Origin of the sequence: Klebsiella sp. RHBSTW-00484, from assembly GCF_013705725.1 — a bacterium.
Lineage (GTDB): Bacteria > Pseudomonadota > Gammaproteobacteria > Enterobacterales > Enterobacteriaceae > Klebsiella.
This window is the reverse complement of the sequence record NZ_CP055481.1, coordinates 4,277,181-4,298,048: the sequence shown is the minus strand read 5'-3', so window position 1 is coordinate 4,298,048 and position 20,868 is coordinate 4,277,181. Positions and strand designations below refer to the sequence as shown.

Genomic DNA, 20,868 nt, shown 5'->3' with positions numbered 1-20,868 from the left:
TTTTGTGGATTTAATTTGCTTGCAAGTCTTATTTATTCAAATAAATATTGCTACTTAATTATAATTATTCTGTCGCTGTAATATATCGCATCCTGGAATAACGCAGACTTATTCTGCGTGGAGAATCCTTTCTCTGTAGCAGATTGTATGGTGATACGTATTTTATTCCCAAGATTCGCGCGTTTTATTATGGCGACCTTTATCGGGTAAGAAGAAAACAGGCAATATGAGAAAACAACATAATCTGACCGTGATGCACTGGGGAACCTGGCAAGTACAGGCTCGCGACGGCAAGATTGATACGGTGACGCCGGTACCCTGGGATAAAAATCCCTCACGTATCGGTCAGTCGCTCCCCGATGCGATTACCAGCAAGACGCGAATTCGTCGTCCGGCGGTGCGTGCGGGTTGCTTGCAAAATGGCCCGGCTTCGCGAGAGGGTCGTGGCAAAGAGCCGTTTGTAGAAGTGAGTTGGGAGGTGGCGCTCGACCTGCTGGCCCGCGAGCTGAAGTCGGTCAAAGCGCGCTGCGGCAATGAAGCCATTTTCGGCGGCTCCTACGGCTGGGCCAGCGCCGGGCGTTTTCACCATGCCCAAAGCCAGCTGCACCGTTTCCTCAAGTCCTTCGGCGGCTATACCGCCAGCACCAACACCTACAGCAGCGCGGCGGGTGAGCGTATTCTGCCGCATATTCTCGGGCCGCTAAGCCCGCTGCACCGTCAGCACACCCATTTCTCCGAGCTGGCGCGGGAGTGTCAGCTGTTTGTGGCGATTGGCGGCCTGCCGCTGCGTAATTCGCAGGTCAACGGCGGCGGCGCCAATGACCATATGCTGAAATACTGGCTGGAGAAGATGCAGGAGCAGGGAACACGCTTCGTCAATATCAGTCCGGTGCGTAATGATCTGAGCGCCGTGGAGAGCGCCGAGTGGCTTGCCGTTCTTCCGGGGACCGATACCGCACTGCTGCTGGCGCTGTGCTACGTTCTGATTAACGAATCTCTGTACGACAGCGGCTTTGTCGCCAGCCATACGGTGGGTTTTGCCGCTTATCGTACTTACCTGATGGGGGAGAGTGACGGCGTCGCGAAAACGCCGGAGTGGGCGGCGGCGATAACCGGTATTGACGCTCCGCAGATTGTTGCGCTGGCGCGTGAGATGGCCAGTAAGCGCACGATGGTGAATATTTCCTGGTCGATTCAGCGGGCGCGCCAGGGCGAGCAGGCTTACTGGGCAACGGTAGCGCTCACCGCGCTGCTGGGGCAAATTGGTACGCCGGGCGGCGGGCTGGGATTTGGCTATGCCTGCACCAATCTGGCGGGAGCGGCGCGTAAAGCGTTTTCCGGCCCACGCCTTCCGGCTGGCAAAAACGCGGTGAACAGCGTGATCCCGGTGGCGCGACTTTCCGATATGCTGCTGCATCCGGGCGAAGCCTATGAGTTTGACGGTCAGCATTTGCATTACCCTGATATTCGCCTGGTTTACTGGGCGGGCGGCAACGCATTTCATCATCATCAGGATATCAACCGCCTGTGCGAAGCCTGGCGGCGACCGGAAACGGTCGTGGTTCATGAGCAGTACTGGACCGCGCAGGCCAAATTCTCCGATATCGTTCTGCCGGTCACCACCTCGCTTGAACGGGAAGATATCGGCAGCGGCGGCCACGACGGCTTTATGATTGCCATGAGCGCGCAGATCCCGCCGGTAGGCGAAGCGCGCGACGATTACACCATCTTCTGCGACCTTGCAGAAAGGCTGGGCTGCGGCGAGTGCTTTAGCGAAGGACGTGATGCCGGACAGTGGCTACGGCAAATCTATGAAGAGTCGCGACCACGCGCCCGGGAAGAGGGAATTGAGCTGCCGTCGTTCGAGGCGTTCTGGCAACAAGGGGTACTGGAATATAGCGCGCCTGAAAAACCGCAGGTATTTCTGGCCGATTTTCGCGCCGATCCGCAGCGTTATCCGCTCTCTACGCCGTCCGGCAAGATTGAGCTATTTTCCGAAACCATCGCCGGATTTGGCTATCGTGAATGCCCCGGTCACCCGTGGTGGGATGAGCCGGAGGCGGCATGGCAGCGGCAGGAAGCGGCGCGCTGGCCGTTGCATCTGCTCTCAAGCCAGCCGCGTACCCGGTTACATAGTCAGTACGATCACGGCAGCGTGAGCCGGGCGACAAAAATTCAGGGGCGCGAGCCGCTGTGGATGCACCCACTGGATGCGCAGGCGAGGGACATTAGCGAAGGCAGCGTGGTGAAGGTTTATAACGCCCGTGGGGCAATTCTGGCCGGGGTGCATCTTAGCGAGCAGATTTTACCAGGCGTAGTGCAGATGTCGACCGGGGCCTGGTACGATCCGCTGGACCCAAATGAAAAGGGGTCGCTGGATAAGCACGGTAATCCTAACGTGTTAACTGAAGATCGCGGAAGCTCGCGGCTGGGGCAGGGCTGTAGCGCCCAAAGTTGCTGGGTGGAAATTGAGCCGTGGCGCGAGGTGCTGCCGCCGGTGACCGCTTTCGATCCGCCAAGGTTTATTCGGGCTTAGGCGCCCGGAATTGCCGGGCGGCGGCTGGCGCTTTGCCCGGCCTACGGGGTGGGTAGCCCGGAATTGCCTGCCGCCTCCGGGAAACTAAATTCTGGCCTTATGCCAGGCGCGGGTAGGCGCTGGCGATATCGTCGCCGGTAAACTGGGCGATCCAGCCTTCCGGGTTATCGAAAATGCGGATAGCGGTGAAGTTCGGCTCTGACCCCATGTCAAACCAGTGCGGCGTGTGCGCAGGGACGGAAATCAAATCATTCTTTTCACATAAGACCTGGAACACCTCGTCGCCAATATGCAGGCAGAACAGACCGGCGCCTTCGACGAAGAAGCGCACTTCGTCTTCTCCATGAGTATGTTCGTTGAGGAATTTTTCCCGCAGCACCTCTTTCTGCGGGTTATCCGCGCGCAGGCTGATCACGTCCCAGCTCTGGTAGCCTTTCTCAGCAACCAGCTTATCAATTGCATGTTGATAGGCAGCAATGACCGTTTCTGAAGTAGGTGCCGCGCCTAAATCGCGGTCGGCCTGCCAGCGCTCGAAACGTACGCCTTTGGCGTTGAGCTGTTGCTGGATCTCTTCGGCGTTGGTGCTGTGCCAGAGCGGGTTTTGCGGGTCTTTCACGGAAAAAATGGTTAATGCGCTCATGCTGGGATCTGCTCCGGATGAATATCGTCAAAACGCTGAACTTGCGGATGATGGCTGGCCGGGTCACGGTCGCCGCGCACCAGTTGTACGGTACGGAAACCGGCTTCTTCTGCGGCATCCAGCTCCTGATGGATATCGGACAGGAACAGGATCGCGGCAGGAGGGTGCCCCAGTTGCTCAGCAATATTGCGGTAGGACTGCACTTCACGCTTAGCGCCTACCAGGGTATCGAAATAGCCGTTGAACAAATGAGTAATATCACCTTCATCGCTGTAGCCAAATAACAATTTCTGCGCGGCAACGGAGCCTGAGGAATATACATAGAGATCAATACCCTGTGATTTCCATTTTTCCAGCGCCGGGAGAACGTCCGGATAAAGGTGGCCGGTGAAGTCGCCGTTCACATAGCCATCGCGCCAGATAATTCCCTGTAGCGCCTTCAGGGCGGTAGATTTGCGGTCTTCATCCATAAAGGCAAATAGTGTGTCGATAAGCAGCGCGGTGCTGGCTCCAGGCTCGGCTATCTCTTCGCGCAGGTTATCGAGGATGGTTTTTACCGGCTCGACAAACTGCTGAGCGGTGACGAAGCCGGCCAGGCGTTCGCGGGCGTAGGGGAACAGGACGTTATGGACGAAGCGAATGTCGCTGGTGGTGCCTTCAATATCGGTCACGATAGCGCGGATCATGAGTTCTCCAGAGTGAGCGGTGGGTCGTGCTGACGGTGGCGTTGTGTTGATAGCTGCATTTAAATCATAAGCGAAATAACATTATCATTTATACCCAAAATAATTCGAGTTGCTTGAAGGCGGCAAGTGAGTGAGTCCCCAGGAGCATAGATAACTATGTGACTGGGGTGAACGAGCGTAGCCAACGCGTAAGCAGCTTGAAGTATGACGGGTATAGACGTCTAAACGTCTTGATTGCCAAATATTAGCATCGTGTTATAGTGGCTTCAACAACAGCATCACAGACGGTACAAAAAGAATGAGCAATAAGCTACTGATTCCTGAGAGTAAACTCCCTTCATTAGGCACCACTATTTTTACCCAGATGAGCGCCCTGGCTCAGCAGCATCAGGCAATTAACCTGTCGCAGGGCTTTCCGGATTTTGATGGCCCGCGCTTTTTGCAGGAGCGGCTGGCGTATCATGTTGCGCAGGGAGCCAATCAGTACGCCCCGATGACCGGCGTGGCAGCGCTACGCGAAGCGATAGTCGACAAAACCGAAGAGCTGTATGGCTATCGCCCCGATGCTAACAGCGACGTGACCGTCACCGCTGGGGCGACGGAAGCGCTGTATGCGGCGATTACCGCGCTGGTACGCACCGGTGACGAAGTTATCTGCTTTGACCCGAGCTACGACAGCTATGCCCCGGCGATTGAGCTGTCGGGCGGCGTGCTCAAGCGTATTGCTCTCCAGCCGCCGCATTTTCGTGTTGACTGGCAGCAGTTCACCGAGACCCTCAGCAATAAAACCCGGCTGGTGATCCTCAATACTCCGCACAACCCGTCGGCGACGGTATGGCAACATGAAGATTTTGCCGCCCTGTGGCAGGCGATTGCCGATCGTGAAATCTATGTGATTAGCGATGAAGTTTATGAACATATCTGCTTTGCCGCCGAAGGACATGCCAGCGTGCTGGCGCATCCGCAGCTGCGCGAACGGGCGGTGGCGGTTTCTTCATTCGGTAAAACTTTTCACATGACCGGCTGGAAGGTGGGTTACTGCGTGGCGCCTGCCGTCATTAGCGCCGAACTGCGTAAAGTGCATCAGTATCTGACGTTTGCCGTCAATACGCCTGCTCAGCTGGCGATTGCCGATATGCTGCGCAGCGAACCGGAGCACTATCGTCAGTTGCCGGAGTTTTACCGCGAGCGTCGGGATCTGTTTATTGATGCGCTGCGTACTAGCCGTCTTGAAATTCTGCCTTGTGAAGGGACTTATTTCCTGCTGGCGGACTACAGCGCAATCTCGGATCTGGATGATGTGAGTTTTTGCCGCTGGCTAACCACTGAAATTGGCGTGGCGGCGATCCCGCTGTCGGTATTCTGCGCTGACCCGTTCCCGCATAAGCTGATTCGCCTGTGCTTTGCGAAACAGCCAGCAACGCTGCTGGCTGCGGCAGAACGCCTGTGTCGTTTGTAGCTATTTAACGGTCCATGCCTGAGAGAATTGACGGTCGCCGAACATTTCCACCAGACCGTTGATTTGCTTCAGGCGTAATACTTCATCTGAATCCATTCCTAATTCTTTGCCGATTTTATCGTCAGACCAGCCGAGATGCGCCAGCTCCTGGACAATCTCCGACATCGCATGAATCTGATGACGCCCACGCGCCCGGTTGTGGCGAATGGTGGCAGCCATCAGGGAGTCGCGCTTAGCGGTACTGCTTTCCAGACAGGTGACGGGGAGATAGCCTTTCAGTCGTTTTTTCAGCGCTGCTTTGCCGTTGGCTAGCTCGTGGCGATGAAAACCATCGACAATCGAGTAGTGTTCCTGTCCCTGTTTCAGCACCACGATGGGCTGAGTAAAACCATCTGTTTCCAGGGAGGTGAATAGCAGCCTTTTTTCCGGCGGAGCAAGGTTGTTTGGGTTGTAATCATTAGGCGTAACGGTCTCCTGCTTGACCCACAATACGCAATCGACGGGTTGTGATTTGAATGGGCTATATTCATGTAAAATTTGGCGAAAGGCGTTAAGTGCCGCAATCTTTTCCTCCTCTCCCCTCAATGACTGAAGATAGCATTCAATTTCTTGAATTAATTGTCGTTGCATAATATCCCCCATTGCTGGCGCTTTTGATTCATACGCTCACGGTAGCGTTTATATTGATTAGACTTGGTTGGGCTAAAAGAGAGCTGGCGGCACCAGTAATCATTGTTCAATAGCACCTTGCAGATGCGCCGCCATGAAGGAATGTCTTTGGAGCCGATATCTGCCGCCTGGGTGTCGGGAATATCCATCATCCCTTGCTTTTGATACCAATGGAGATAGACGGCGATTTTATTGCGATAATGCTCCGCTGTTTTCTCCGGCATGCTATCGAGCAAAAACAGGGCGTAACTTTTCCAGGTATGATGCTCGGGTTTATCCAGCTTGCGATGCCCGTAGAACTTATTATCGTGCCCGGCGTAGACGCCGCCGCAGTGCACGCCGCTGACGCGTTGACACATCGCGGCCCAGCGCTCGGGTTCTAATACATGATAAAGCCATAGCCCCTGACGCTGTTCCGGGCCGAAGGGTTCGCAGATCCGCATATAGCGTAACGGGACGCCTGCCTGGTACATCAGGTTATAGAGTGGGTTGTAGGTCAGACCGCTTTTGCTAAACCAGGTCCAGATATCGGCGGTTTTCCAGTCGTAGATAGGGTAGATGTACCACGCGTGACCGCCGGGTGCTGAGGTGGTCCAGGGTTTATCGTCAGCAAAGCGCAGTTTTCGCTGCGAGGAAATGGTGATAAATCGATTAAGCGATTCATCGGCACGAATGCCGACCATGACCGCGGCCGGCCGGTTTTGCGAGAACCAGTCGGCAAATTCGCGGACAAACGTTTCAAAACTCATCCCCACCTGATAAAACGGGAAATAATCCGGGTCGGTAATTGCATCTGCTGGAGGCTGGCGTACCCAGTCAGCGCCAGGTTCCCAGCATTGCCATTCTGGATTGAATTGCGTGAGGGAGTTTTGGGTCGTTAAAGGTAACGCCACCCAATAAAATTGTTCAATAACGTCGCGATATTCTTCGCGCATCTTTTCACAATGGGCAATAGTGCAGGAAAACTGCGCTTCCCAATCAATAAATAGAACGCAAATCTTTTTGCCCGCTTGGCGAGCGTGCCGCGCGGTGAGGTGCAGCATGGTTGTCGAGTCTTTTCCGCCGGAAAAGGAGACGCAAATGCGAGAGAAGTTTTCCATTACCCACTCTATTCGCTGCTGACTGGCTTGCAGAACGGATTCTGGTAATGGAAGTTTTATAAAAGACACAGCCATTATTCCTTTGATATCAAAGATACTGTGTAGTTACATTATATTTCTTTCTTAATCAAGATATTAGTTGTCATTCATATTGATGATGATTAATTGTTAATCATGCAAAAATATTATTTGCCTCACAATCATTGATGAATTTCATGAAATTAGGGTCATCAAGGTTAACGCGATTGTAGAGCATGTAAATCATGACTGTTGGAATTTTGAATGAAGTATTTATAATTTTAAATTTATTTCTAAAACTTATATGTTCCAGAATGCAGGTGGGTACAAAACCAATTAAATTAGTTTGCTGAATAACATTAAGAATTGCGATATAGGAGTCGCTACTGAAAGAGATTTTTCTATCAGCCAGAAGACCAGCGGCCTGACTCTGAAAGGATTTAGCCCCCAGGTCATTAGAAAGATAATACGTGAAGCTCTCCTGAAGTATGGCTTTAGTTGTCGTTAGCGACGCTAATCGCGGGTGATTCTCATTGCAAACAAGCGAAATCTCGAGTTCCTGAACAGGTTTGCACACAGTAGCTCGGGATGACAGCGACGAGGTACTAAATATCAGATCGGCTTTACGGTAGGATAGCAAGCTCTCGACGGATTCCCCCGACGCCAGAAGATCGTGATGTTCAACATGAAGATGTGAATCATCTAATAACATATGAATTAAATTTGTTGTTTTTGGGGTAATAAAAAGTTGCGGCGAATAAACAACGAGGCGTTTTCTTAACTCGGAACGATTGGTGATATTGATGGTTTGTTCGAGCTGGTTAAGATTTTTTTCCAGATGATGATGCAGGTTAACGCCTACCGTCGTGGGCGTTATCCCTTTACCAGAGCGGACAAACAGCGGGTCATTAAGTTGATTTCGCAGACGCTGTAGCGACTGACTGACCGCTGAAGGGGTAATAAAGAGCGTTTCCGCTGCTTTACTGATACTTAAATTCTGGTAAATGCATTCGAAAATAACCAATAGGTTAAGGTCAAATTTTTTGAGATCGTAAAGATTAGCCATTATCAACGTCCTGTTAAGTTGGCGAGAGTAAAAAAGGGAGTATTATGTGCCTGCATGATATTCACTGTGTGATTATTCATTTTTTTTATTATTTAAAACTAAGTATTGCATTAAGTTTATCTAAATATATACCACAGAAGAGCATTCCGCCAGATCCTTTTGTGTACTGGCAAACCAGGCAGAATGCGTTAGTTTAAGAACGCTTACTTTGCACCCATCATAATCTGTAGTTTTTCTTTATCTGGAAGCCCGATCGCTTGCTGAAGTGTATTTTCTTTATTCATATAGTAAATGGCCGGAGTCACGTTAGCACCGAGTTCATCCATTAATTGTTGGTTGAAATTAAGTACCTTCATTTGTTCTGGCTGAATGGACGTTGGCACATCCAACTGCATTTTACCACCGGATTGCTCATAGTCGTGCCAGGTCTTCGCCGGATCTTTGCTAGCAAGAATCGCTGCCGCCGCGGCTGGGCTTTCAGGTTTGATGACACCGACTAAGAGGGTGCGCAACTGAACTTTTCCCGCGTCTACCCACGGACGAGCCTGTTGCCAGAATTGTTTGCAGTAGGGACAGAACGGATCGGCAAAAACATACAGGACAATAGGGGCCTCTTTTTTGCCGTCAAGAAGCCAGTTGGCTCCCTCTAGCTTTTTCCACATCACCTGGCCTGCGGGCGTATAAAGCTCTTTCTGAAATAACTGTTCGCTGAGGTTGGTACCCTTCTCATCATACATATAGCCTGAAATGGCGTGCTTGCCATCAGGCGTCAGATAGATGGCGACGCCCATATCCTGATATTTTCCTAACCAACCTTTAACTCCGCCAGGCGCTTCAAAGGACTTAATGATGGTAATACCCTGTTTTTCAATTGCTTTTACGGGGGCGGGAAGATCCTCGGCATAGCTGCATAAGGGTAAAAGACTGAGGAAAAACAGACGTTTTAACATGATCATTCCTTGTTAAATCAATGGGAAGAGTAAGTATAGTGGTAAAACCTATTGCAGCCATAGGTAGGACCTGGAGCTGGGGAGATTGCCCTTTAAGCCAGCGGGTGATGTAATCCCTATGCTGTTACATTAAGGTGTAGAGCGCAACACATAGCCAGTCAGCCTGGCGCTGAATCTACCTGCGGGTATTTCAGGTAACGGGGCCGCCTGATTGGGCGGCCTTTTTACTTTTCAGCAACATATGATGTGAAAAGCGGCGTAAGGCTGCGATCGCGTTGATAGGTTCACAAAGTTGTCTTGTTCCGGTTGTTAGATAACGCTTATTGATTTGATAATGCAAACGCATTGGTCGAGTCAGGAAAAATTCGTTAACTTAGACCTCAACGAAAACACGGAGGAAGTATAGATGTCCTTAATTAATACCAAAATCAAACCTTTTAAAAACCAGGCGTTCAAAAACGGTGAATTCATCGAAGTTACCGAGAAAGATACCGAAGGCCGCTGGAGCGTCTTCTTCTTCTATCCGGCTGACTTCACCTTCGTATGCCCGACTGAATTAGGCGACGTTGCGGACCATTACGAAGAGCTGCAGAAGCTGGGTGTCGATGTGTACTCCGTTTCTACTGACACTCATTTTACCCACAAAGCATGGCACGGTAGCTCTGATACCATCGCGAAAATCAAATACGCGATGATCGGTGACCCGACTGGCGCCCTGACCCGTAACTTCGAGAATATGCGTGAAGATGAAGGTCTGGCAGATCGTGCAACCTTCGTTGTCGACCCGCAGGGTATTATCCAGGCAATCGAAGTTACCGCTGAAGGTATCGGCCGTGATGCGTCTGACCTGCTGCGTAAAATCAAAGCTGCTCAGTACGTAGCTTCTCACCCAGGTGAAGTTTGCCCGGCTAAGTGGAAAGAAGGTGAAGCGACTTTAGCTCCTTCTTTAGATCTGGTCGGTAAGATCTAAAATTCGCAGCGTCTTTCGCGCTACAGGTGTGTTGGCTTCGCTTAATCACCCCGGTCACTTACTTATGTAAGCTCCCGGGGATTCATAAGCTTGCTGCCTTCCTGTCACGCGAAATACTGGCGAATTAATCCTCAAGCGGGTGCGCCGCGCCCGTTTTATTCCAACACTATGATGCAAGCGCATTCAGGCAGCCTGGACCAGGCCGCTTGCATGATGATGTTTTAAGCCCAGGAGATTAAAAATGCTCGACACCAACATGAAAACCCAGCTCAAGGCTTATCTTGAGAAACTGACTAAACCTGTTGAGCTGATTGCCACGCTGGATGACGGCGCTAAATCGGCAGAAATCAGGGAACTGCTGGCTGAAATTGCTGAACTGTCAGACAAAGTCACCTTTAAAGAAGAAAATAGCCTGTCGGTGCGCAAGCCTTCTTTCCTGATTACGAATCCGGGTTCACAGCAGGGGCCGCGCTTTGCCGGTTCTCCGCTGGGACATGAATTCACCTCTTTAGTTTTAGCATTGCTGTGGATGGGCGGTCATCCTTCAAAAGAAGCACAGACTTTGCTGGAGCAGATACGCGATATCGACGGCGATTTTGAGTTTGAAACCTATTATTCACTGACCTGCCATAACTGCCCGGATGTTGTTCAGGCGCTGAACCTGATGGCGGTACTGAACCCGCGCATCAAGCATACAGCAATTGATGGTGGCACGTTCCAGAACGAAATCACCGATCGCAACGTGATGGGCGTTCCGGCAGTATTTATGAACGGTCAGGAATTTGGCCAGGGTCGTATGACGCTGAGCGAGATCGTTGCCAAAGTCGATACCGGTGCGGAAAAACGCGCGGCGGAAGAGCTGAACAAACGTGAAGCTTATGATGTGCTGATTGTCGGCTCCGGCCCTTCAGGTGCGGCGGCGGCGGTGTACTCGGCACGTAAAGGTATTCGTACTGGCCTGATGGGGGAACGTTTTGGCGGCCAGGTGCTGGATACCGTAGATATCGAAAACTATATCTCAGTGCCGAAAACCGAAGGCCAGAAACTGGCTGGCGCTTTGAAAGCGCACGTCAATGAATATGATGTCGATGTTATTGACTCTCAAAGCGCATCTAAACTGATTCCGGCTACCGTTGAAGGGGGGCTGCATCAGGTTGAGACCGCTTCCGGCGCGGTGCTGAAAGCGCGTAGCGTTATTATTGCGACCGGTGCGAAATGGCGTAACATGAACGTACCAGGCGAAGATCAGTATCGTACTAAAGGTGTAACCTATTGCCCACACTGCGACGGCCCACTGTTTAAAGGTAAGCGCGTTGCGGTTATCGGCGGCGGTAACTCAGGCGTTGAAGCGGCGATTGATCTCGCCGGAGTAGTTGAACATGTGACTCTGCTCGAGTTTGCGCCGGAAATGAAGGCGGATCAGGTATTACAGGATAAGGTTCGCAGCCTGAAGAATGTCGATATTATTCTGAATGCACAAACCACGGAAGTGGTGGGTGACGGTAGTAAGGTAACCGGTTTGCAGTATCGTGACCGCGTTAGCGGTGATGAGCATCACGTGGCGCTGTCCGGGATTTTCGTGCAAATCGGTCTGCTGCCGAATACCAACTGGCTGGAAGGCGCAGTTGAACGTAACCGCATGGGTGAAATCATCATTGATGCGAAATGTGAAACCAACGTGAAGGGCGTCTTTGCTGCCGGTGACTGCACCACCGTACCGTACAAACAGATTATTATCGCCACGGGCGAAGGTGCGAAAGCGTCCCTGAGCGCGTTCGATTACCTGATTCGCACTACGATTGCATAATTCATAATAAAGTAAGACCAAACCTGCAAAGTAAAGAGGCTACCCTGGGGTAGCCTCTTTTTTATCTCAATTACGTTCAACTTACCGAACAACCATTACCGGGATATGGGCGTGGCGAATCACACTTGAGGCATTGGAACCCAGCAGATGCGTGCTGATTGAAGGGTTGCGTGAACCAATGACCACCACATCGGCTTTAATTTCATTTGCCAGTTCATTGACCATATCACGCACGGTGCCGAAACGGACATGCGTCTTGATTCGCGACGGGTCAATGCTGAAATGCCCGGCCATCGTTTGTAGACGGGTTTCTGCTTCATGCTGTAAATGTTCTTCAAAGCGACGCAGGTCTGCTGTGAAGCGACTCATTGTGAAGCTTGATGAACCGGGAAGTACGTGAAGGAGATGGATAACCCCGTCCTGCTGGGCTAAAAACTCCGCATGGCGGACGGCTTTATCGCTCAGCTCCATCTCAAAAACATCAACAGGCATAATGATCGTCTTGTACATATGCTTCCTCCTTGTTCGTTGGTTTCTATATCAACATATTATAGGAGAATATTGTGCCATTCAGGTCGCAAAACTGTCAGATCGGGTAGGGGAGGGCGTAAAAATTTGTCAAAAGCAGCAAGGACAGTGAAATATGCAGAAAGAGGATGCGAGTACATCCTCTGAATAAAGCGCGAAACGCCTCAGGCAGTAGGGAGATTAACGGTGATAATCGCCTGCGGCTTCCGGTTGATACAGCAGTTCCAGTACTTCAAGATGCGTTGAGGTGCCGCCGGGTAATTCCCAGTGAATGGTACCACCAACCTTCAGGCCCAGTAGGGCTGCGCCGACCGGGGCCATGACCGATAGCTGCGTAGCGCTATCCGTGACCTGAGAGGGGAAAACCAGCGTGCGTACGCGTTCTTCACCCGTTGTTAAATCGCGAAATCTGACCTGGCTATTCATGCTGACGACATCATGCGGCATGGCTTCCGGGGCGAGCATCTGTGCCCGGTCCAGTTCGTCGTTCAATGCATCCGCCACCGGAGAGTTGGCGAAAGCCGGTTGTTCCAGCAGTCGGTCGATGCGTTCTGCATCGAGTTCATTAATGATGATTGCGGGTCTGGTCATCGCATACTCCATGTTATCCAGGAACCTATCCGTAAAAGAAAACCCTCGCCGAAAATGGCAAGGGTTAATGTCCTCTCATCATACTGAGACTTGTCGACGGTTTGAAGTGATTAAACGCACATTCATCAATGATCAATAGCTGAGCCATATGAAATTTATGATAACGGCATCATAGTTTGCTTCCCTTAGCTACCCACTTTATCTAATACAAATTGCTTACCGCAATTACCCGGATGGGGCTGAGGCAAAAATGAATCTGTGGAAAGTGGGGCATTTATGGCTGCGGCTTTGATCGAGATTTGCATCTCGGTCAGATAGGCAGGGTTGCCGCTACAGGTTAATTTAAACGCTTTAACGTTCTGTTTTCCAAAGGCTTGCGCGACTACGGCATCGAAACCCTCACGGCTCACGGTCTGCCCATAGTGTTGTGCAAGGAATACCCCCAGAGCACTCTGTTTGACTTCACCGTTCAGACGAACCATAGCGCCGAAGTAGTTATCAGGATCAAAACCGAAGCAAATGCCGTGTTTGGCATATTCATAGCGCTCAAGGCACGAATTGCCACCGGAACCTGGCATCACGCCGTTGAGCTTATTCGCCATCTCTAGCGACAGACCGGTTTCCGCTGCCTGGCATTTTCTTCCGGCTTTGGCTTCTGGCATGTTAGGGAGTGGACGTGTCGCGCAGCCATAACGCATCCAGCGACGTTCGTCTACGCCGCGTGCGGCGATGGATTTTGGCAAGCTGGGCCATAACCCGTGTACGGTCAGGAAATCGGCTTTATTTGCGATTTCTTGCTGTAAACGACACTCATCCGGCTCGCTACGGTTTTTGTCATGCATACTTTGACAGAATCCCGTTTGCCAGGAGAGGGCCAGCACGTAGCGGTCGAAATCGCCGTATTGCGTTGCTATTAGCGGGTCTGCACTGGCCTGAGTAGAAATAAGCAACAGAGCAATGGCGACGAAATCCTTCCTGAACATTTTTATTCCTGATGACTGACGGTCATTAATAACATTGAGTTATTAAAGCATAAAAAAGGCGCCAACAGGCGCCTTTTCGCGTGGTTTCACGGCTAGTGAATAGCACTGCCCGGGACCAAAATTTCGGTAGCGACTATAACGACCAACAGCCCAACCAGAACGGGTACTGAGGTGCGTTTAACCACTTCAAAAGGTGATATTTTTGCCATCCCGGCAACCGCGACCACCACGCCGGAGACGGGGGAAATAGTTCGTCCAAGGTTAGACGCCTGCAGCATCGGGATGGAAAGATAAGCGGGATTGATACCGGAAGAGTGTGCCAGCTTCGGGATCATCTCAACGAAGGCATAGAATGGTGCGTTGCCGGAACCGGTGGTCATCGCCGCTAGCATCGTCAGAATAACCAATACCAGCATCAGGATAATGCTGGCTGAACCAAATGAGGTGGCGATAGAAATCAGGCCATTGATAAAACCAATGGTGCTCAGCCCTTGGGCAAAGACGCCTGCGGCAACCAGCAGCATGACTACGCCAGCAAAAGCATCCGCCATACCTCGGTAAGCGGCTTCCAGACCATTAAACACGTTTTTGGTATTAAAGCCGCGAAAGAATTCTAGTACTGCGGCCAACAGCATGCAGAGAACGAGGATCGTGATGATGTGTAGCTCCGGACCCCATTTACCGTCGAAAATCAGTACGCCAATGATCGGTGTAAACGGCAGGATGGCGTAAAAAGCAGGGGCTGTGGTGGTTATCTCGTTCACATCCAGCATTTCGTGCGAGGCATTTTCTTTTTTATCGAGATAGCGCTGCCAGAAAAAGTGGGCGATAGCCATGCTGATGATGGCCACAATGGAAATAGGCAGGGTGGTTTTAAAGGCAAAGTCTATCAACGGCATTTCGGCGGCTTTGGCGGCCAGCACCACGTCGCCAGAAGTGGGGGAGAGAATAATCGCTGCCGGAGAGGCACAAATAGCGGCCGCTGCGCCGCGGCTAATGCCGACGTTGACCATCACCGGGAACAGGGTTGCCATCAACAGCACGCCGAGACCGGTCGCTGAAGAGACTGCCAGCGACATCAGGCAGGCCACGAAATAGGCGGCGATCATTAACAGGTATGGAGAGTTAATATAGCGCAGCGGCTTTGAGGCCAGTTTCACTACCATGTCGTTGGCGCCAATATGCGTCATGTAGGTCGCGAAACCACAGAGCATCATTATCATCATGCCGAGGTCGCCGCCGCGGCTCATGAGCAGAATCTTGACGTATTCGATAATATCTGTGGCGGAGTAACCGGTGCTCTTTGCATCACCAGGTAGAATCTTATGCCCCATAACCGCACTGGCGATGAGTAATACCAAACCACCGACGAACAACACGCCGGTGGCAGAATAGCCTTTAATGATATAGCGGGCGACGCCCACAATGACCACAATCCCGATGAGGATCTCTACTAGCGTAAGCATCTTTTACCCCTAAGCCATTAACCCAAAGAATCTGCTGATAAACAAAGCGAAGAAAAAATTAAGTGAGCGAATGTGCCTAAAAAACGGGCAGAACTCGCTGATGCAAATCAATAAAGCGGTGAGAATACCCTAATTGCCGTACAATGGGGACGTGGCCAAAACGCCAGTCGTGATGATTTTCAGATTTTTGTACCGGACAAATCAAGAGTTTGCCTAATTCCGTTAAGGTATTATTAAGTTTATCTTTGCTATCTTAACCCGCTTTAAAAATGATACTGGTAATAGAGAAGTGTTAATGCTGAGTCGATTTACATGGTTTTTTCTTGGATGCCTGGGACTGCTGCTCTCATCCGCTACTGCTAACGCATCGTTTAGCTCAACGCTGCGCGATGGTTACAACACGCTAAGTGATAACGTTGCGCAGACCTGGAATGAACCTGAGCAGTACGATCTTTTCATACCGGCGGTGACCTGGCATGCTCGTTTCGCCTACGATAAAGAAAAAACGGATAAGTATAACGAACGTCCCTGGGGGGCGGGCTTTGGCATTTCGCGTTGGGATGATAAAGGGAACTGGAATGGTATTTACCTCATGGCCTTCAAAGACTCCTATAACAAATGGGAGCCCATTGGCGGCTACGGTTGGGAAAAAACCTGGCGTCCGTTGGCTGACGATAACTTCCATCTTGGTTTAGGCTATACCCTTGGCGTAACGGCGCGTGATAACTGGAACTATATCCCTATTCCAGTTGTGCTGCCTCTGGCCTCCATTGGTTACGGTCCTGCAACATTCCAAATGACCTATATTCCAGGTACCTATAACAACGGTAACGTTTACTTTGCGTGGGCGCGCATCCAGTTTTAACCAGCACAGCATTGCATTGCAACAAAAGTGATAAGCGGACTATATTCTGAAAAAACAATGACTAAAGTTATATGTCTACAAAAAGATAGAGACTTTTATCACTTTTTAGCAAAGTTGCGCTGGACAAAAGGTACCACAATTGGTGTACTGATGCCCGACACAGTATTAGTGTCGATTTTTTCATATAAAGGTAATTTTGATGTCTAAGATTAAAGGTAACGTTAAGTGGTTTAATGAGTCCAAAGGATTCGGTTTCATTACTCCGGAAGATGGCAGCAAAGATGTATTCGTACATTTCTCTGCAATCCAGTCCAACGGTTTCAAAACTCTGGCTGAAGGTCAGCGTGTAGAGTTCGAAATCACTAACGGTGCCAAAGGCCCTTCTGCTGCAAACGTAATGCCTATCTAAGCAACGCGTCAGTAGAATATAAAAACCCGCTCTTAGCGGGTTTTTTTTTGCCTGTAGTTAGCGGCTTGCTGTCTGAGAAAATAGCCAGAATGCCGCTGCCGTCATGGCAAACGAGCCTAATAAGTTGACGACGATATTCAGTAATGCCCAGCTAAAGCGCCCCTGCTGCAGAAGAAACACCACTTCGGCGGAAAATGTGGAGAAGGTTGTCAGTCCGCCGCAAAAGCCGGTGGTGATAAGCAGTTTCCACATCGGATCGATACCCGTCAGTCGATTAAACCAGGCCAGACCGGCTCCGATAATAAATGCCCCTAGCAGGTTAGCAGTAAGAGTACCAATGGGGAGAGCGTGGTGCATGGGATTAAGCTTCATACCCAGCCACCAGCGTAAAACGCTGCCTGTGCCGCCGCCAAGAAATACAGCCAAAAGGAGTTGCAACACGGTCATTCCCTGTTTATTGATTGATACTAAACTTCGAGTGTAGCGCGCGAAATACCTTGCTGGCTATGAATTACCTGATGGGAGAGAAAAGATGCTTGTTGCTGCCGGACAATTTGCCGTAACGCCGGACTGGATGACCAATGCGCAGACTTGCGTCGTGCTGATGCGTCAGGCTGTCGGGAGGGGGGCTTCGTTATTGGTATTACCAGAAGCGCTACTTGCTCGAGATGACAACGATGCGGATTTATCGGTTAAATCAGCCCAACTCCTGGATGGTGGCTTTTTACAGTTACTGCTGGCGGAAAGTAAAAACAGCGTGTTGACGACGGTGCTGACTTTGCACGTGCCTTCAGGCGAGGGGCGGGCAACTAACACGCTGGTGGCTTTACGTCAGGGTAAGATTATTGCGCAATATCAGAAGCTACACCTGTATGATGCTTTCAATATTCAGGAATCCCGGTTGGTCGATGCCGGACAGCAAATTCCGCCTCTTATTGAGGTTGATGGGATGCGCGTCGGGCTGATGACCTGCTACGATTTGCGTTTTCCTGAACTGGCGCTGTCGCTAGCGCTCAGCGGGGCGCAACTCTTAATATTACCCACTGCGTGGGTGAAAGGGCCGCTGAAGGAACATCATTGGTCGGCGTTGCTGGCGGCGCGGGCGCTGGATACTACCTGTTATATTATCGCGGCAGGTGAGTGCGGAACCCGCAATATTGGACAGAGTCGTATTGTTGATCCTCTTGGAACGACGATCGCTGGGGCGGGAGAACAGCCGCAGTTGATTTTTGCTGAGGTTTCAGCTGATTATCTTCAGCTGGTTCGGGAACGCTTGCCGGTGTTGCAGAATCGTCGCTTTGCGCCACCGCAATTATTATGACGTTTTTTTAAACAAGGCTTGATTCACCTTGTTACAGATTGCTATTGTGTCCGCGCGTCAAATAGCCGTTAATTGTATGCGTGTATGATGGCGTATTCGCAGCTTGTATTAGAGAAGAAGGTTAGCTATGGGTGAGATTAGTATTACCAAACTGCTGGTAGTCGCAGCGCTGATTATTTTAGTGTTTGGTACCAAAAAATTACGCACGCTGGGTGGAGACCTGGGCTCGGCCATCAAAGGCTTTAAAAAGGCCATGAACGATGACGATGATAGTGCGAAGAAAACCAGTGCAGAGGAAGAGATCCCGGCACAGAAACTCTCTCATAAAGAGTAATTCACTTCGTGCTTCCCGGTGGAGGGGAGCACGCTGCCGACAGGTGTGAACCTGGACGGCAAAGAGGCCGCAGCGTTAGTCGTTGCGGCCTCTTTTTGTTATATATACGTTATTTCGCCTAAAAAGATGCAACCAACTGTTACTGCGCTGGGTTAATTCATTTCAATGGGGAATTTCGGGAGTAGCAGAACAGAAAAGTAAACTGCTGCGCTACCAGATTTCACGCAGCAGTCGAGGTACGGATTACTTCACTTCCATACCTTTGGCTTGCAGGTCAGCATGATAGGACGAGCGAACAAACGGCCCGCAGGCGGCGTGGGTAAAGCCCATTGCCATGGCTTCACCTTTCATCTCTTCGAACTCATCAGGGCTAACATAACGCTGTACCGGCAGGTGATGACGGCTTGGCTGCAAATATTGACCTAAAGTTAGCATTGTGACGCCGTGACGACGTAGATCGCGCATCACTTCAACGATTTCGGCGTTCGTTTCACCTAAACCAACCATCAAACCCGATTTAGTCGGGATCTCCGGATGTGCTTCTTTAAAACGCTCCAGCAACTTCAGAGACCAGTTGTAATCGGCTCCCGGACGAACCTGGCGATACAGGCGCGGCACGTTTTCCAGGTTATGGTTAAACACATCCGGCGGTGTCGACTGGAGGATTTCCAAAGCACGATCCATACGACCGCGGAAGTCCGGAACCAGGGTTTCAATTTTGATGGTCGGATTTTTCTCGCGAATAGCGCTGATGCAGTCGGCAAAATGCTGAGCGCCGCCATCGCGCAGATCGTCACGGTCAACGGAGGTCACCACAACGTAACGCAGGGCCATATCGGCAATAGTTTGCGCCAGCTTTTGCGGTTCGTTGGCGTCTGGAGTGACCGGGCGCCCGTGCGCCACGTCGCAGAACGGACAACGACGGGTACAGATGGCACCCAGAATCATAAAAGTCGCCGTTCCGTGGTTAAAACATTCCGCGAGGTTCGGGCAAGAGGCTTCTTCGCACACGGAGTGCAGGCCGTTCTTACGCATCGCTGCCTTGATCCCCTGGATACGGGAAGAGTCAGCCGGAAGTTTGATTTTCATCCATTCCGGTTTTCTGAGCAGAGCTTCACGCTCAGTTGCCACGTTTTTCACCGGGATAAGGGCCATTTTATCGGCGTCGCGGTATTTAACACCACGTTCCATCACAATGGGTTTACTCATAGCGTGCGTGTTCCAGTTGCAAGTCACGAAGGAAAGCGAATTAATTCAAGAAAATGTTGTATTTATCAACTATTTTTGAATTAAGCGCAGGCAGTATACCATTGATGCGGGGCAGAAAGCAGCCTGGTAACACGGCAAATTGTAAAATAGTTGTTGTTTTATGCTTTTCCCTCACGTGCTTTATCACCTAAAAGGCCTGGCGAATGGTCTCTACAATCTCTTTCAATAAGGGCTCTTGCGCGCTGAGCTTATTGTAATGTAGCGAAACATCAATTTTTTCCGCCTGTAAAGGTGGGAAATCAAGCATTTTTAACGGCCATATGCGCTCTACCAGGGAGAACATCCCGGAAGTAATCAGCCCCAGCATCTCGCTTTCGCTGACCAGTGCGGCCTGAGTTAACAAATTGTAGCTACTGAAGCCGCAGCGACGCTCGCCCAGGTGTTCATGCAGGCGACGCAGAATTGTCGCATAGCGATGATGCTCAGGTTGCAGCAGCGCGAATTCATATTGGCGAAGGTTTTCTGGAGTTGCCGGCATTTTTAACGCTGGATGGCCTGCCCGGCAGTATATGTGCACACTATCCTGAAATAACACATGATGCGTAATCGACAGCCCGGCGTGCGCGAAGCTGTCGATCAACAGATCGACCTGACGCTGATTCAGCTGGCTGACGGCGTCGTTGATGGCGATATTATGCAGCAATACCTGAGGAAAGGCGGCTCTCAGTTTTTTGGTAATTACCGGCATTATCAACGCTCCGATAGCCGGAGAGGTCGCGATGGTTATCACTCTCTCCTGGTGCGTATCACCGGTTAAATCCAGCGCGTTGAGAAAAGCCTCCATTCCCTGACTAATATGCTGATGAAGATGCGTCGCATAGGCGGTAGGCGTTACGCCCTGGCCTTTGCGAATAAACAGCGGATCGGGGAAGAGTGCGCGCAGTTTATTGATTGACTGACTGATTGCTGAGGGGGTGATATTGAGCACTTTTGCTGCATTAACGATGCCTTTATGCACATATACGGCTTCAAAAATAGTCAATAAATTCAGGTCTATGTTACGCAAAATGCGGAACATCTGCCGACCGTGGCGATCGTCTTGCGGGTCAGTTGATTCTGCTGGAGCGTTATTTTCTTCCACTCTATATTTCCGATAATGGTGAGTAGCATCATTATAGCGACCAGACTCATTCTGGTTCGTGATAATACACAGCAAATATAAAGACTTAATTTGTTGTGAGAGGGAAATGTGACGTCCCGC

Annotated in this window: 21 protein-coding genes; 8 read left to right on the top strand and 13 right to left on the bottom strand. The window is 50.7% G+C overall.

The features are described from left to right. The first annotated feature begins 226 nt into the window (after positions 1-226). Entirely contained in the window at positions 227-2,536 is a 2,310-nt protein-coding gene (locus HV213_RS20370; protein WP_181483072.1) for a molybdopterin-dependent oxidoreductase, read from the top strand. A 97-nt stretch (positions 2,537-2,633) separates the two neighbouring features. On the opposite strand, the gene HV213_RS20365 is transcribed toward HV213_RS20370, so the two are convergent. Further along, positions 2,634-3,176 carry a 1,2-dihydroxy-3-keto-5-methylthiopentene dioxygenase gene (locus HV213_RS20365; RefSeq protein WP_181483071.1) on the bottom strand — a complete coding sequence of 181 codons (543 nt, stop codon included), beginning with the start codon at positions 3,174-3,176 and terminating at the stop codon, positions 2,634-2,636. Further along, positions 3,173-3,862 carry an acireductone synthase gene (gene mtnC / locus HV213_RS20360; protein WP_181483070.1) on the bottom strand — a complete coding sequence of 230 codons (690 nt, stop codon included), beginning with the start codon at positions 3,860-3,862 and terminating at the stop codon, positions 3,173-3,175. The genes HV213_RS20365 and mtnC overlap by 4 nt, the downstream gene beginning before the upstream one ends. Before the next feature lie 313 nt (positions 3,863-4,175). Between mtnC and HV213_RS20355 the strand changes: the two genes are divergently transcribed. Continuing rightward, positions 4,176-5,321, top strand: a complete 1,146-nt coding sequence (locus HV213_RS20355) for a pyridoxal phosphate-dependent aminotransferase (RefSeq protein WP_181486464.1) — start codon at positions 4,176-4,178, stop codon at positions 5,319-5,321. On the opposite strand, the gene HV213_RS20350 is transcribed toward HV213_RS20355, so the two are convergent. The 4 genes from HV213_RS20350 to dsbG all read right to left on the bottom strand — a co-directional run bounded on the left by HV213_RS20350 (position 5,322) and on the right by dsbG (position 9,124). After that, positions 5,322-5,951: an IbrB-like domain-containing protein gene (locus HV213_RS20350; RefSeq protein WP_181483069.1), complete on the bottom strand. Its 630-nt coding sequence runs from the start codon at positions 5,949-5,951 to the stop codon at positions 5,322-5,324. It lies immediately after the preceding gene. Further along, on the bottom strand, positions 5,936-7,159 hold the full coding sequence (locus HV213_RS20345) for a phosphoadenosine phosphosulfate reductase (RefSeq protein ID WP_181483068.1): 1,224 nt from the start codon (positions 7,157-7,159) through the stop codon (positions 5,936-5,938). The genes HV213_RS20350 and HV213_RS20345 overlap by 16 nt, the downstream gene beginning before the upstream one ends. 103 nt (positions 7,160-7,262) lie before the next feature. Further along, positions 7,263-8,174, bottom strand: a complete 912-nt coding sequence (gene citR, locus HV213_RS20340) for a DNA-binding transcriptional repressor CitR (RefSeq protein WP_181483067.1) — start codon at positions 8,172-8,174, stop codon at positions 7,263-7,265. Between the two features lie 203 nt (positions 8,175-8,377). After that, positions 8,378-9,124 carry a thiol:disulfide interchange protein DsbG gene (gene dsbG / locus HV213_RS20335; RefSeq protein ID WP_181483066.1) on the bottom strand — a complete coding sequence of 249 codons (747 nt, stop codon included), beginning with the start codon at positions 9,122-9,124 and terminating at the stop codon, positions 8,378-8,380. Between the two features lie 406 nt (positions 9,125-9,530). Between dsbG and ahpC the strand changes: the two genes are divergently transcribed. Further along, complete coding sequence (ahpC, locus tag HV213_RS20330) at positions 9,531-10,094, top strand: alkyl hydroperoxide reductase subunit C (protein ID WP_052284784.1); 564 nt, start codon at positions 9,531-9,533, stop codon at positions 10,092-10,094. 241 nt (positions 10,095-10,335) lie between these two features. After that, complete coding sequence (gene ahpF / locus HV213_RS20325; RefSeq protein ID WP_112214532.1) at positions 10,336-11,901, top strand: alkyl hydroperoxide reductase subunit F; 1,566 nt, start codon at positions 10,336-10,338, stop codon at positions 11,899-11,901. Positions 11,902-11,982: 81 nt separating this feature from the next. Here the strand turns inward: ahpF and uspG are convergent, their stop codons facing one another. From uspG to dcuC, 4 genes are all read right to left on the bottom strand, one after another. Then, on the bottom strand, positions 11,983-12,411 hold the full coding sequence (gene uspG, locus HV213_RS20320; RefSeq protein ID WP_112214531.1) for a universal stress protein UspG: 429 nt from the start codon (positions 12,409-12,411) through the stop codon (positions 11,983-11,985). A gap of 198 nt (positions 12,412-12,609) precedes the next feature. Then, a complete protein-coding gene (rnk, locus tag HV213_RS20315; protein ID WP_110273321.1) occupies positions 12,610-13,020 on the bottom strand; it encodes a nucleoside diphosphate kinase regulator in 411 nt (136 codons plus the stop codon). Positions 13,021-13,205: 185 nt separating this feature from the next. After that, a complete protein-coding gene (rna, locus tag HV213_RS20310; RefSeq protein ID WP_181483065.1) occupies positions 13,206-14,003 on the bottom strand; it encodes a ribonuclease I in 798 nt (265 codons plus the stop codon). Between the two features lie 92 nt (positions 14,004-14,095). Then, complete coding sequence (gene dcuC, locus HV213_RS20305) at positions 14,096-15,469, bottom strand: anaerobic C4-dicarboxylate transporter DcuC (protein WP_181483064.1); 1,374 nt, start codon at positions 15,467-15,469, stop codon at positions 14,096-14,098. Between the two features lie 289 nt (positions 15,470-15,758). Here dcuC and pagP point away from each other — a divergent pair, with 289 nt between their 5' ends. Both pagP and cspE read left to right on the top strand, forming a co-directional pair. Next, complete coding sequence (gene pagP / locus HV213_RS20300; RefSeq protein ID WP_181483063.1) at positions 15,759-16,334, top strand: lipid IV(A) palmitoyltransferase PagP; 576 nt, start codon at positions 15,759-15,761, stop codon at positions 16,332-16,334. A 199-nt stretch (positions 16,335-16,533) separates the two neighbouring features. Continuing rightward, positions 16,534-16,743, top strand: coding sequence for a transcription antiterminator/RNA stability regulator CspE (cspE, locus tag HV213_RS20295; protein ID WP_004100146.1), 210 nt, complete (start codon positions 16,534-16,536; stop codon positions 16,741-16,743). A gap of 57 nt (positions 16,744-16,800) precedes the next feature. On the opposite strand, the gene crcB is transcribed toward cspE, so the two are convergent. Beyond that, positions 16,801-17,184: a fluoride efflux transporter CrcB gene (gene crcB / locus HV213_RS20290; protein WP_112214589.1), complete on the bottom strand. Its 384-nt coding sequence runs from the start codon at positions 17,182-17,184 to the stop codon at positions 16,801-16,803. A 91-nt stretch (positions 17,185-17,275) separates the two neighbouring features. Between crcB and HV213_RS20285 the strand changes: the two genes are divergently transcribed. Both HV213_RS20285 and tatE read left to right on the top strand, forming a co-directional pair. Beyond that, a complete protein-coding gene (locus HV213_RS20285; protein ID WP_181483062.1) occupies positions 17,276-18,064 on the top strand; it encodes a deaminated glutathione amidase in 789 nt (262 codons plus the stop codon). Positions 18,065-18,191: 127 nt separating this feature from the next. Next, the gene (gene tatE, locus HV213_RS20280) at positions 18,192-18,398 is read left to right on the top strand and encodes a twin-arginine translocase subunit TatE (protein ID WP_110273326.1); all 207 of its coding nucleotides are present in this window, start codon (positions 18,192-18,194) and stop codon (positions 18,396-18,398) included. A gap of 243 nt (positions 18,399-18,641) precedes the next feature. Here tatE and lipA read toward each other — a convergent pair whose 3' ends face one another. Both lipA and HV213_RS20270 read right to left on the bottom strand, forming a co-directional pair. Next, the gene (lipA, locus tag HV213_RS20275; protein ID WP_181483061.1) at positions 18,642-19,607 is read right to left on the bottom strand and encodes a lipoyl synthase; all 966 of its coding nucleotides are present in this window, start codon (positions 19,605-19,607) and stop codon (positions 18,642-18,644) included. 187 nt (positions 19,608-19,794) lie between these two features. Next, complete coding sequence (locus HV213_RS20270) at positions 19,795-20,748, bottom strand: YbeF family transcriptional regulator (RefSeq protein ID WP_181483060.1); 954 nt, start codon at positions 20,746-20,748, stop codon at positions 19,795-19,797. Positions 20,749-20,868: the final 120 nt, after the last annotated feature.

Excerpts from the sequence above, each read along its gene's own strand:
- HV213_RS20370 (WP_181483072.1), top strand. The coding sequence starts at position 227 with ATGAGAAAACAACATAATCTGACCGTGATGCACTGGGGAACCTGGCAA.
- HV213_RS20365 (WP_181483071.1), bottom strand. The coding sequence starts at position 3,176 with ATGAGCGCATTAACCATTTTTTCCGTGAAAGACCCGCAAAACCCGCTC.
- mtnC (WP_181483070.1), bottom strand. The coding sequence starts at position 3,862 with ATGATCCGCGCTATCGTGACCGATATTGAAGGCACCACCAGCGACATT.
- HV213_RS20350 (WP_181483069.1), bottom strand. The coding sequence starts at position 5,951 with ATGCAACGACAATTAATTCAAGAAATTGAATGCTATCTTCAGTCATTG.
- citR (WP_181483067.1), bottom strand. The coding sequence starts at position 8,174 with ATGGCTAATCTTTACGATCTCAAAAAATTTGACCTTAACCTATTGGTT.
- dsbG (WP_181483066.1), bottom strand. The coding sequence starts at position 9,124 with ATGTTAAAACGTCTGTTTTTCCTCAGTCTTTTACCCTTATGCAGCTAT.
- ahpC (WP_052284784.1), top strand. The coding sequence starts at position 9,531 with ATGTCCTTAATTAATACCAAAATCAAACCTTTTAAAAACCAGGCGTTC.
- ahpF (WP_112214532.1), top strand. The coding sequence starts at position 10,336 with ATGCTCGACACCAACATGAAAACCCAGCTCAAGGCTTATCTTGAGAAA.
- uspG (WP_112214531.1), bottom strand. The coding sequence starts at position 12,411 with ATGTACAAGACGATCATTATGCCTGTTGATGTTTTTGAGATGGAGCTG.
- rnk (WP_110273321.1), bottom strand. The coding sequence starts at position 13,020 with ATGACCAGACCCGCAATCATCATTAATGAACTCGATGCAGAACGCATC.
- rna (WP_181483065.1), bottom strand. The coding sequence starts at position 14,003 with ATGTTCAGGAAGGATTTCGTCGCCATTGCTCTGTTGCTTATTTCTACT.
- dcuC (WP_181483064.1), bottom strand. The coding sequence starts at position 15,469 with ATGCTTACGCTAGTAGAGATCCTCATCGGGATTGTGGTCATTGTGGGC.
- cspE (WP_004100146.1), top strand. The coding sequence starts at position 16,534 with ATGTCTAAGATTAAAGGTAACGTTAAGTGGTTTAATGAGTCCAAAGGA.
- HV213_RS20285 (WP_181483062.1), top strand. The coding sequence starts at position 17,276 with ATGCTTGTTGCTGCCGGACAATTTGCCGTAACGCCGGACTGGATGACC.
- tatE (WP_110273326.1), top strand. The coding sequence starts at position 18,192 with ATGGGTGAGATTAGTATTACCAAACTGCTGGTAGTCGCAGCGCTGATT.
- lipA (WP_181483061.1), bottom strand. The coding sequence starts at position 19,607 with ATGAGTAAACCCATTGTGATGGAACGTGGTGTTAAATACCGCGACGCC.